Raw genomic sequence first — 11,265 nt, 5'->3', positions numbered from 1 at the left:
CCGCGCCGCCGCCGCCGACCCCGCCGCACCCGACCGGGTGGGCCGGCGGCCTGTCAGAGCGAGGGGAACCAGAGGGCGATCTCCCGCGCAGCCGACTCCGGGGAGTCCGAGCCGTGCACGACGTTCTCGATGAGCGGCGAGCCGACGTCGTGCGCCAGGTCGCCGCGGATGGTGCCGGGCGCGGCGACCGTCGGGTCGGTGGCGCCGGCGAGGCTCCGGAAGCCCTCGATGACGCGGTAGCCCTCGACGACGGCGGCGAGGACCGGCCCGCTGTGCATGAACTCGACGAGCGCCGGCAGGAACGGCTTGCCCGCGTGCTCGGCGTAGTGCTCCTCGAGCAGCTCGGTCGGCGCCACCCGCAGCTCCGCCGCGACGAGCGTGTAGCCCTTCGCCTCGATGCGGCGCAGCACCTCCCCGGACAGGCGGCGGCGGACGCCGTCGGGCTTGACCAGGACGAGGGTGCGCTGCGGTGCGGTCGCGTTCATGGCGCACACCCTAACGGCGCGGCCGGCGCGTGGACGGGGCGGCGGGCCCGGCCCGGGGCGGCCGTCGTCAGCCCAGGCGCGGGCGCGGCGGCGGGGGCACCGCGTCGGGGTGGGCCGCGTCGAAGGCGGCCCGCTCCCGGTCGATGCGGCCGCCGAGCCGCAACGACACGACCCACAGGACGACGAACACGCCGCCGGCGACGAGCATCATCGGCACGACGACCCCCGTCGCCAGCACGAGCACCTGGGCGACGGACCCGAGCGCGTACCCGCCGCGCCGGCTCACCGACCCCGAGAGCAGCGTCAGCACGACCGCCAGCCCCAGCCCCCCGCCCCACAGCCACCCGGCGGGCACGTCGAGCTGACCGGCGCGCTGGAGCCCCGAGGCGACGAGCGTCGCGAACAGCACGACGAACGCCTCGAGCAGCAGCATCGTCTGCGCGAACTGCGGCTTCGCGTCCCGCTTGCGCCGGATGACGTACCCCGGCGGCGGCCCCGGCGGCGGGCTGGTCGTGGACCCGGTCATGGCACCCAGGGTACGAGCCGGCCGGCGGTGGGTGGTCCCGCCGCCGGCCGCGTCCCGCGTCGTGCTCTCAGGCGCCCGCCCCCGGCGTGTGGGCGACGGCCTCGCCGCGGGCGACCATGCCGGCCTCGTCGGACAGCTTCACCTCGCGCAGGAACAGCGCGAGCACCAGGCCGACGAGGATGAGCGGGATCAGCAGCCAGAACGCCGGGGCCAGCGCCTGCGCGTAGGCGTCGACGACGCCCGTGCGCAGCGCCTCCGGCAGGGCCGAGACGATCGCGGGCGTGAGGCCCGACGCGCCGCCCGAAACCGCGGACGGGTCGCCGCCCGTCGTCGCCCCGGCGAACAGCGGCTCCAGGCCGTCGGCCAGCCGCCCGGTGAAGATCGTCGAGAAGACCGCCGTCCCGACCGCCGCGCCGATCTCGCGGAAGAAGTTGTTCGCGGACGTCGCGGTCCCGATCTCGTGCGGGTCCACGGAGTTCTGCACCGCGAGCACCACGGTCTGCATGACGAGGCCCAGACCGGCGCCGAGGACGAAGATCATGGCGCCGAACACCCACATCGACATGTCGCCGGTGATCCGGGTGAGCCACACCATGCCGGCCGCCGTGACCGCCAGGCCCGCGACGGGGAACAGCTTGTAGCGGCCGGTCCGGGTGATCGCGACGCCGGAGACGATCGCGGTGAGCATGAGGCCCGCCATCATCGGCAGCATGAGGAAGCCGGACTCCGTGACTCCGGCACCCGTCGCCATCTGCAGGAAGGTCGGCAGGAACGCCAGGGCGGAGAACATGCCCATGCCGAGCACGAGGCCGATCGCCGTGGCGATGGTGAAGGTCGGGTTGCGGAACAGCCGCAGCGGCAGGACGGGCTCCTGCGCCCGCAGCTCGACGAGCACGAACGCGGCGATGGCGGCCAGCGTGCCGACGACGAGGCCGGACAGGCGCACGTCGGACCAGTCGTAGCCCTCGGCGCCGGACCAGGAGTCCCAGCTCGTCGCGAGGACGAGGCCCGAGGTGGCCAGCACGAGCAGGACGATCCCCGCGACGTCCAGCCGCTTCTCGGACCGGTGGCTCGGCAGGCGCAGGGTCACCCAGGCGGTCACGAAGGCGGCCACGCCGATGGGGATGTTGATCCAGAACACCCAGCGCCAGTCGGCGTGCTGGGTGAAGAAGCCGCCGAGGACCGGCCCGAGGACGGCCGAGATGCCGAACAGCGCGCCGAGCGGCCCCATGTACTTCCCGCGCTCCCGCGCGGGGACGATGTCCGCGATGATCGCCTGCGACAGGATCATGAGCCCACCGCCGCCCAGGCCCTGGACCCCGCGCCAGGCGACGAGCTCGCCCAGGGACTGAGAGAAGCCGGCGCCGGCCGACGCCACGGTGAACAGGCCGATGGCGACGAGGAACGGGTAGCGCCGGCCCCACAGGTCGCCGAACTTGCCGTACAGCGGCATGACGATCGCGATCGCCAGGATGTAGACGGTGACGACCCAGCCCTGGTGCTCGACGCCGTCCAGCTCCCCGACGATCGTCGGCAGCGCCGTGCCGACGATCGACTGGTCGAGCGAGGACAGGAACATGCTGGCGAGCAGCGCGGCGAAGATCGTCCAGATGACGCGGGGCGTCAGGACGACGAGCCGGCCGTCGGGTTCCGGCGGGGCGCCGGCCGTGGTGGCTGCGGACATGCGGATGACCTCGTTCTCGATGACGTGAGGGAGTGAAGAGGGGCGGGTGGGCGCGGGGCGGTCAGGCGCTGATGAGGGACCGCAGGTCGCGCAGGGCGGGGCCGAGGTGGTCCCCGGGCGAGCCGTCCCCGCCGGCGCGGTCCCGCCGCTCGATGGCGGTGTGCACGAGGAGCAGCACGAGCATCGTGGCGACGTCCGACCGCTCGTCGTCGGGGCCGAGGCGGCGCCGGACCATCTCGAGCAGGGCGTCCTTGTGCTGGTCGAGCCAGGCGAGGTGGCGGGACAGGAGCCGGGGCTCCTGCCGGGCCAGCGACAGGCCGCGCATCATGCGGTCCCGGTCCGGGACGCCGTCGAGCACGCGCGTCAGGAGGTGGACGACGTCGTGGGGGAGGACGCCCGTCGGCCCGCCGGCGGCGAAGGCCTCCGCCACCGCCGGGTCGAGCGGCCAGGGCACGTGGCCCAGCACCGCGTCGTCCTTCGTGTCGAAGTAGTTGAAGAAGGTGCGGGCGGAGACGCCGGCCCGCTCGCACACCTCCTCGACCGTGACGGCCTCGACGCCGCGGTCCGCCGCGATGGCCTGGGCGGCGTCGATGAGCGCGGAGCGGCACGCGGCCTTCTTGCGCTCGCGCAGCCCGGGACCGCCGGGGACGGCGGGTGCGACATCGGTCTTCTGCACGGGACGCAAAGTTACAGCGACTGCACGTTTCTCACCAGGGGCCGTCCAGGTGACGCCTCACACCTCGCCGAAGCCGCTCTCCACCGCGGTCGTGAACGCGTCGAGCGCCTCGCGCGCCTGCCGGCCGCGCGCCTGCACGGTCAGGGTCTGCCCACCGACCGCGCCGAGCTTCATGAGGGCGATGACGGACGCGGCGTTCGCGCCGTCCACGAGCACCTGGGCGTCGAACGCCGCCATCGCGCGGGCGAGCTGGGCGGCGGGGCGCGCGTGCAGCCCGAGCTCGTTGCGCACGGTGACCTGCGCGTCCAGGGGCTCGTCGGTGGGCGCGGCCGGAGCCGGCGTCGCGTCGGGGCCCGGCGTCGTGACGGATGCCGCGGCGGTCCCCGCGGACGCCGTGTCCGGCCCGTCCTCCGCCCCCGCGACCGGTCCTACGTCCGGTCCTGCGTCCGGTCCTGCACCGCCGGACGCCGGTCCGCGCGCCTCCGCCGCCGCCCGGGCCACCGCCTCGAGGTCGGCACCGCCCGCCGCGGCGACCGCCGCGGCCACGGCCCCCTCGACGAGCGGCGCGTCCACGAGGCGCACCCGCGCGACGACGTCGTCGGCGGCGAGCTCGAGCGCGGACTCCGCCGTGAGGACGGCCGACCCCAGGTCCGTCAGGACGACGACGTGCCCCCCGTCGCGCGTGCCGGCGACGAGGGCCTGCGCCACGAGGTCGAAGCTCGTCCCCAGCCCGCCGTCGGGGGCGCCCGCGGCCGGCAGCAGCCGCACCCCGGGCGCCATCTGCGCGGCGAGCTCGACGACGCCGTCGGCCAGGGTGCGCGAGTGCGACACGACGACGAGGGCCACGGACGGCGTCGACGCGCCGGCGGTCCCGCTCATGAAGCCGCTCCCGCCGCCGCCCGCAGGATGAGCGCGGTCGAGGCCGAGCCGGGGTCGAGGTGCCCGGCCGAACGCTCGCCGAGGTAGCTCGCCCGGCCCTTCGTGGCGACGAGCGGGATCGTCGAGCGCGCGCCCTCCTCGGCCGCGTCCGCCGCCGCCCGCAGGACCGCCGCCGGCTCGGCACCGGCGTCGGCCGCCGTCACCGCCGCCTCGACGGCCGGCGTCCAGGCGTCGACCATCGTCTTCTCCCCCACGCCGGCCTTGCCGCGCACGACGATCCCCTCGAGCGCCGCCTCGAGCAGCGCGACGACGCCGGCGCTGTCGAGCACCTCGGCCGCCGTGACCTTGGCCGCGCGCAGGTACGCCGTCCCGTACAGCGGGCCTGCGGCGCCGCCCACCGTGGACATGAGCGTCGTCGCCACGAGCTTGAGCACCTCCCCGACCTGCGCCGGCGCCTCGGGGAGTGCGTCGAGGCGCTGCACGACCGCGGTGAAGCCGCGGTGCAGGTTCTCCCCGTGGTCGCCGTCGCCGATCTGGCGGTCCAGCTCGACGAGCTCCGCCCGGTGCTCGGCGACGGCCGCGGCGGCGGCCCGGGTCCAGGCCACGGCCCACTGCGCGTCGAGGCTCATCACGCTCCCTGCCCTTCGGGGTCGGGGCCCTCAGCCGGACCGGCCGGACCGACGGCCACCGTAGACCCCGGCCCGCGTCGGCTCCTCACCAGCGCAGCGCCGCCGTGTGCACCGGCGCGTCCCACAGCGCCGTCGTCTCCTCGTCGAGCCGCAGGACCGTCACCGAGGCGCCCTGCATCTCCAGGGAGGTGACGTAGCTGCCGACGAGGGACCGCGCGACGGAGACGCCCCGGGCCTCGAGCAGCGCGCGGGCCTTGCGGTAGACGATGTAGAGCTCGGACGCCGGGGTCCCGCCCATGCCGTTGACGAAGAGCAGGACCTGCTCGCCCCCGCTCAGCCCGAGGTCCTCGACCACGGGCGTCAGCAGCGCCTCGGTGACGGCGTCGGCGGGCTGCAGCGGCACGCGGTGCCGGCCCGGCTCGCCGTGGATGCCGATGCCGATCTCCATCTCGTCGTCGGGCAGGTCGAAGCTCGGCCTGCCCGCGTGCGGGACCGTGCACGCGGTGAGCGCGACACCCATCGACCGGACGTTGGCGACGACCTTCTCGGCGACGGCCGCCACCGCGTCGAGGTCGTCGCCGCGCTCGGCCGCGGCGCCGGCGATCTTCTCGACCATGACCGTGCCCGCGACGCCGCGACGGCCGGCGGTCCACGTGGAGTCCTCGACCGCGACGTCGTCGTTGACGACCACCGTGCGCACGGTGACGCCCTCGGCGTCGGCGAGCTCGGCGGCCGTCTCGAAGTTGAGCACGTCCCCCGTGTAGTTCTTCACGATCGCCAGCACGCCGGCGCCGGAGTCCGCCGCCTGGATCGCGGGGGTGATGGCGTCGGGGACCGGGGAGGTGAACATCGCGCCCGGCACGGCCGCGTCCAGCATCCCGACGCCGACGAAGCCGGCGTGCAGCGGCTCGTGCCCGCTGCCCCCGCCGCTCACGAGGCCGACCTTGCCGGAGACGGCACCGCCGGCCCGGGCGACGAACAGGGGGTCGGCGTGGACGGCCACGAGGTCGGCATGGGCGAGGCCGAAGCCCTCCACCGACTCGGCGACGACGTCCTGCGGGTCGTTGATGAGCTTCTTCACGAAGGTCCCTCCAGCGTCACGCCGCCCTCGCCGGGCGGTGCCGGGCGTCCTCGCCCGCGGCGGGACCCACTGTGTCCGCAGGTGAGCGCGCGGTCAAGGACTCCCGTGCAGGTGCGCTGCACGTCCGTGCACTCGCCCGCCCGGGATCCCCCGGACGGGCGACGTGCCATTGCAGCGCGCCCTCGCGGACGCGCGCTCCGGGCCTGTGCTCAGGACCGGCCGAGCAGCGTGCGCGCCTGCGCGACGAGCTGGATGGACCCAGTGACGAGCACGCCGGCGCCGCGCTCGACCTCGCCCTCGGCCCGCTGCACCGCCACGTCGATCGCCTCGTCGAGCCGCTCGGCGACGTGGACGCGATCCTCGCCGAACACGTCGCGCGCGAGGTCGGCGAGGTCGTCGACCTCCAGCGCCCGGTCGGAGGCCGCGCGGGTGACGACGACCTCGTCGAGCACGGGCTCGAGGACCGACAGGATGCCCTCGACGTCCTTGTCCGCCATCGCGCCCACCACGCCCACGAGCCGGACGAAGGAGAACGCCTCCTCCAGCGCCGCCACCATGGCCTCGGCCCCGGCGGGGTTGTGCGCGCCGTCGACGACGACCGTCGGGCTGGTCCGCACCACCTCGAGGCGGCCGGGGGAGCTCACGTCGCCGAACGCCGCCTCGACCACGCCCGCGTCGAGCGCGCCGCCCCCGGTCAGCAGCGCCTCGACCGCGACGAGGGCGAGCAGCGCGTTGTGCGCCTGGTGCTCGCCGTGCAGGGGCAGGAACACGTCCGTGTACACGCCGCCCAGGCCGCGCAGGCTCACCACCTGCCCGCCGACGGCCACCACGCGCTCCAGCGCGTCGACGTCCACGCCCTCGCGGACCACGCGGGCCCCGCGTTCGGCGGCGACGGCGAGCACGACGCCGTCGACGTCCTCCTGCTGCCGCGCGAGCACGAGCGTGGCGCCGTCCTTGACGATCCCCGCCTTCTGCTCGGCGATCTCCACGAGCGTGTCGCCGAGGTAGCGCTCGTGGTCCATCGCGACCGGCGTGATGACCGCGACCTCGCCGTCCACGACGTTCGTCGAGTCCCACCGCCCGCCGAGCCCGACCTCGACGACCGCGACCTCGACGGGCGCGTCCGCGAACGCGGCGAACGCCATGACCGTGAACACCTCGAAGAACGACAGCCGCGGCTTCCCCTGCTCGAGCGAGCGGGTGTCGACGAGGTGCACGTACGGGGCGACGTCCTGCCACACCTCGACGAACCGCTCGTCGGACAGCGGCTCGCCGTCGATCGCGATGCGCTCGGTGACGCGGGTCAGGTGGGGGCTCGTGAACCGGCCCGTGCGCAGCCCGTGCTCGCGCAGCAGCCGCTCGACCATGCGCGCGGTGGAGGTCTTGCCGTTCGTGCCGGTGAGGTGGACCGTCCGGTAGGCCTTCTGCGGGTCGCCGAGCAGCTCCAGCACGTCGCGGACCCGGTCCAGCGTCGGGTCGATGTCGTGCTCGGGCGCGCGCTCGAGGATCGCGCGGTAGACCTCGTCGGCCGCCTCCCGGGCCTCGCGCGCGGCCTCGGCGCGCAGGTGCGCGGCGCCCGACGAGGCGTGCGTCCCGCTCGACGACGCCGCCCGGCGCTCGTCCTGCTGCGCCATGCGCAGCCCGAGCAGGTCGCGGCGCTCGTCGTCGGCGTCCCGGCCGTGGTCCTCGTCGCGGACCTCGGGCCTCTCGTCCTCGCGTCCGGTCATGCGCGCGCCACCTCCACGGTCAGATCAGGGGCGGGGGCGACGACGAGCGTCGTCGCCAGGGTCTCGTCGGCGACGAACGCCCGGTGCGCCTCGACGGCGGCCACGTGCTCGGCCGGCACGCCGAGGGTCAGCGCGATGCGGTCGCCGACCTGGAGGCCGGCGGCCTTGCGCGCGTCCTGCACGGCGCGGACGACGTCGCGGGCGTAGCCCTCGGCACGCAGCTCGTCGTCGAGGACGAGGTCCAGCACCGCGAAGCCGCCGCCGGGCAGCACCGCCGCCGCGGCCGTCGGCCCCTCGCCGCCCTCGGCCACCGCGACGACGGTCGTCAGCTCGTACTCCGCCGGCTCGAGCGGGACGTCGCCGTCGGGCGTGGTCACCACGACCGTCGCGCCCTCGACCCGCCACGCACCGTCGCGGGCCGCGCGGATCACCGCCTGCACCCCGCGGCCGAGGCGTGGCCCGGCGGCCCGGGCGTTGACCGCCAGCCGCTGGGCGATGCCGTGCGCGGCGGCGGCGGCCTCGTCGGCCGCGACGAGCTCGACGTCCTTCACGTTGAGCTCGGCCGCGAGCAGGTCGCGGTACGGCGCGAGCGCGTCGGGGTCCGGCACCGCGACGGTCAGCCGCCGCAGCGGCTGGCGGACGCGCTGCCCGTTCGCCTTGCGCAGCCCGAGCGCGACGGACACCGCGGACCGGACCCCGTCCATCGCGGCGACGAGCGCGGGGTCGGCGACGAGCGCCCCGTCGTCCGGCGTCGGCCAGTCGGTGAGGTGCACGCTGCGCCCGCCCGTGAGCCCGCGCCAGACCTCCTCCGTCACCAGGGGCGCCAGCGGCGCCATGACCCGCGTGAGCGCCTCGAGGGCGGTCCACAGCGTGTCGAACGCGTCGGCGTCCTCCGCCCAGAACCGGTCGCGCTGGGTGCGCACGTACCAGTTGGTCAGGACGTCGAGGTGCTCGCGGACGGCCTCGCAGGCGCCGGCGATGTCGTACGCGTCGAGCCGGCGGGTGAGGTCGACGACGAGGTCGTGCGTGCGCGCCAGGAGGTACCGGTCCATCGGCGGCAGCCCGGCGACGCGCTCGGCCGTCACCGGCTGCGCCTCGTACCCCTCGCCGCCGCGCGCCGCACCGGCGTAGAGCGTGAAGAAGTAGTACGTGCTCCACACCGGCAGCAGCACCTGCCGCACCGCCTCGCGGATGTTCTCCTCGGCGACGACGAGGTTGCCCCCGCGCAGCACCGGCGAGGACATGAGCGACCAGCGGACCGCGTCGGAGCCGTACCGGTCGAACATGACCATCGGGTCGGGGAAGTTGCGCAGGGACTTGGACGCCTTGCGGCCGTCGTCGCCCAGCACGATGCCGTGGGAGATGACGGACCGGAACGCCGGTCGGTCGAACAGCGCCGTGGCCAGCACGTGCAGCGTGTAGAACCAGCCGCGCGTCTGCCCGATGTACTCGACGATGAAGTCGCCCGGGAAGTGCCCCTCGAACCAGTCCGCGTTCTCGAAGGGGTGGTGGACCTGCGCGAACGGCATGGAGCCCGAGTCGAACCACACGTCGAGCACGTCGGTGATGCGCCGCATCGTCGCCCGGCCCGACGGGTCGTCGGGGTTCGGGCGCGTGAGCTCGTCGATGAAGGGCCGGTGCAGGTCCGGCTGCCCGGCGGCGTTCGTCGGCAGGCGCCCGAAGTCGCGCTCCAGCTCGGCCAGCGAGCCGTAGACGTCCGTCCGCGGGAAGGCGGGGTCGTCGGAGGTCCACACCGGGATGGGCGTGCCCCAGTACCGGTTGCGGGAGATCGACCAGTCGCGCGCACCGGCCAGCCACTTGCCGAACTGCCCGTCGCGCAGGTGCTCCGGCGTCCAGGAGATCTGCTGGTTGAGCTCGACCATGCGGTCGCGGAACGCGCTCACGCGGACGAACCAGGAGGAGACCGCCTTGTAGATCAGCGGGTTCCGGCAGCGCCAGCAGTGCGGGTAGGAGTGCACGTAGGAGGACTCGCGCAGCAGGCGGCCGTCGGCGCGCAGGCGGTCGATGATCGGCTTGTTCGCCTCGAAGACCTGCAGGCCCTGGACGTCCGGCACCACGGCGGTGAACCGGCCGCCCTCGTCGACGGACAGGATCGTCGGGATGCCGGCGCGCTCGCAGGACTCCTGGTCGGCCTCGCCGTACGCGGGGGCCTGGTGGACGACGCCCGTGCCGTCCTCGGTGGTGACGTAGTCCTCGGTGAGCACCTGCCAGGCGTTGCCCGTGCCCCAGGCGGCGGTGTCCGCGAAGTAGTCGAAGAGCCGCTCGTAGCGCACGCCGGCGAGCTCCGCGCCGGTGACGCGGCGCGTGACGGCCGCGAGCGCCTCGTCGCCGGACGCGTAGCCGAGGTCCTTCGCGTACGCCGGCAGCAGCGCCTCGGCGAGCAGGAACGTGTCCGCCGCGAGGTGCTCCTGGATGCCGGTGCGCTCCCCGGCCGGCGTGGCGTGCGGCACGACGACGTAGGTCACCTCCGGCCCGACGGCCAGGGCGGCGTTCGTCGGCAGCGTCCACGGCGTCGTCGTCCAGGCCACCGCCGCGACGCCCGCCAGCCCGAGGCCCTCCGCCCGCTCCCCCGCCAGCGGGAACGTCACCGTGACCGTCCGGTCCTGCCGGTCCTGGTACACGTCCGCGTCCATGCCGAGCTCGTGGTTGGACAGCGGCGTCTGGTCGCGCCAGCAGTAGGGCAGGACGCGGTAGCCCTCGTAGGCCAGGCCCTTGTCGTACAGGGTCTTGAACGCCCAGAGGACCGACTCCATGAAGGAGATGTCGAGCGTCTTGTAGTCGTGGTCGAAGTCGACCCAGCGCGCCTGGCGGGTGACGTACTCGCGCCACTCCCCCGTGTAGCGCAGGACGGACTCCTGGCACGCGGCGTTGAAGGCCGCGATGCCCATCTCCTCGATCTGCGACTTGTCGGTGATGCCGAGGATGCGCTCGGCCTCGAGCTCCGCGGGCAGGCCGTGGGTGTCCCAGCCGAACCGGCGCTCGACGCGGTTGCCGCGCATCGTCCGGTAGCGCGGCACGACGTCCTTGGCGTAGCCCGTCAGCAGGTGGCCGTAGTGCGGCAGGCCGTTGGCGAAGGGCGGGCCGTCGTAGAAGACGAACTCGTTGCTGCCGCCCTCGCCGGCGGGGCGCGCGTCGATGCTCGCGCCGAAGGTGCCGTCCTGCGCCCAGTGCGCGAGGACGTCCGCCTCGAGGGCGGGCAGGTCCGGGGACGCCGGGACGGGCGACGACGAGCGGTGCAACGGGTAGGCCACGCGAGGGGCTCCTTGGTCCTGCCGCACCCGCCGGGGTGCGTGACGTGCCGGGCGCACGAGGACGACGGACCCGGACCGGCCGGGCCACCGCGGTACCACCTCGCTTGCCGGGCCCGTCGCCCGCCCTGCGGCGTGCGACGCGTCCGACCACTCGTCGTCGGCTGTGACGGGCCTGCCCGTCCGGTTCTACCGGGACCGCTCGCGCAGTCCTTTCTTCCGGAGGCTCGCCGGTGATGGCCGGGTCGACGCCTGTGCGGCCATGGTAGCCACATGCGCCGTCCTGCGGCGTGCGGCGGACTTCCCGGG

Annotated in this window: 9 protein-coding genes; all 9 read right to left on the bottom strand. The window is 74.9% G+C overall.

Annotation, left to right across the window (positions count from 1 at the left end; genetic code table 11):
- Positions 1 to 53: 53 nt before the first annotated feature.
- The 9 genes from ndk to ileS all read right to left on the bottom strand — a co-directional run bounded on the left by ndk (position 54) and on the right by ileS (position 10,959).
- Positions 54 to 485 carry a nucleoside-diphosphate kinase gene (gene ndk, locus BM048_RS01660; RefSeq protein ID WP_090030098.1) on the bottom strand — a complete coding sequence of 144 codons (432 nt, stop codon included), beginning with the start codon at positions 483 to 485 and terminating at the stop codon, positions 54 to 56.
- Between the two features lie 67 nt (positions 486 to 552).
- Positions 553 to 1,011, bottom strand: a complete 459-nt coding sequence (locus BM048_RS01655) for a DUF4233 domain-containing protein (protein ID WP_275407323.1) — start codon at positions 1,009 to 1,011, stop codon at positions 553 to 555.
- 67 nt (positions 1,012 to 1,078) lie between these two features.
- A complete protein-coding gene (locus tag BM048_RS01650) occupies positions 1,079 to 2,695 on the bottom strand; it encodes an MDR family MFS transporter (protein WP_090030096.1) in 1,617 nt (538 codons plus the stop codon).
- A gap of 61 nt (positions 2,696 to 2,756) precedes the next feature.
- Complete coding sequence (locus BM048_RS01645; protein ID WP_175499170.1) at positions 2,757 to 3,371, bottom strand: TetR/AcrR family transcriptional regulator; 615 nt, start codon at positions 3,369 to 3,371, stop codon at positions 2,757 to 2,759.
- Between the two features lie 57 nt (positions 3,372 to 3,428).
- Positions 3,429 to 4,250, bottom strand: a complete 822-nt coding sequence (dhaM, locus tag BM048_RS01640; RefSeq protein WP_090030093.1) for a dihydroxyacetone kinase phosphoryl donor subunit DhaM — start codon at positions 4,248 to 4,250, stop codon at positions 3,429 to 3,431.
- Positions 4,247 to 4,879: a dihydroxyacetone kinase subunit DhaL gene (gene dhaL, locus BM048_RS01635; RefSeq protein WP_090030091.1), complete on the bottom strand. Its 633-nt coding sequence runs from the start codon at positions 4,877 to 4,879 to the stop codon at positions 4,247 to 4,249. The genes dhaM and dhaL overlap by 4 nt, the downstream gene beginning before the upstream one ends.
- A gap of 85 nt (positions 4,880 to 4,964) precedes the next feature.
- Positions 4,965 to 5,960 carry a dihydroxyacetone kinase subunit DhaK gene (dhaK, locus tag BM048_RS01630; protein WP_090030090.1) on the bottom strand — a complete coding sequence of 332 codons (996 nt, stop codon included), beginning with the start codon at positions 5,958 to 5,960 and terminating at the stop codon, positions 4,965 to 4,967.
- A 209-nt stretch (positions 5,961 to 6,169) separates the two neighbouring features.
- Complete coding sequence (locus tag BM048_RS01625; RefSeq protein ID WP_090030467.1) at positions 6,170 to 7,594, bottom strand: bifunctional folylpolyglutamate synthase/dihydrofolate synthase; 1,425 nt, start codon at positions 7,592 to 7,594, stop codon at positions 6,170 to 6,172.
- 89 nt (positions 7,595 to 7,683) lie between these two features.
- Positions 7,684 to 10,959 (bottom strand): isoleucine--tRNA ligase, encoded by a 3,276-nt coding sequence (gene ileS / locus BM048_RS01620; protein WP_090030089.1) that lies wholly within the window; start codon positions 10,957 to 10,959, stop codon positions 7,684 to 7,686.
- Positions 10,960 to 11,265 lie beyond the last annotated feature (306 nt).

This window comes from Cellulomonas marina (genome assembly GCF_900111925.1).
GTDB lineage: Bacteria > Actinomycetota > Actinomycetes > Actinomycetales > Cellulomonadaceae > Cellulomonas > Cellulomonas marina.
Note: the sequence above shows the minus strand (reverse complement) of the source record. Positions and strands in the feature narration are given on the sequence as shown.

Excerpts from the sequence above, each read along its gene's own strand:
- ndk (WP_090030098.1), bottom strand. The coding sequence starts at position 485 with ATGAACGCGACCGCACCGCAGCGCACCCTCGTCCTGGTCAAGCCCGAC.
- BM048_RS01655 (WP_275407323.1), bottom strand. The coding sequence starts at position 1,011 with ATGACCGGGTCCACGACCAGCCCGCCGCCGGGGCCGCCGCCGGGGTAC.
- BM048_RS01650 (WP_090030096.1), bottom strand. The coding sequence starts at position 2,695 with ATGTCCGCAGCCACCACGGCCGGCGCCCCGCCGGAACCCGACGGCCGG.
- dhaM (WP_090030093.1), bottom strand. The coding sequence starts at position 4,250 with ATGAGCGGGACCGCCGGCGCGTCGACGCCGTCCGTGGCCCTCGTCGTC.
- dhaL (WP_090030091.1), bottom strand. The coding sequence starts at position 4,879 with ATGAGCCTCGACGCGCAGTGGGCCGTGGCCTGGACCCGGGCCGCCGCC.
- BM048_RS01625 (WP_090030467.1), bottom strand. The coding sequence starts at position 7,594 with ATGGCGCAGCAGGACGAGCGCCGGGCGGCGTCGTCGAGCGGGACGCAC.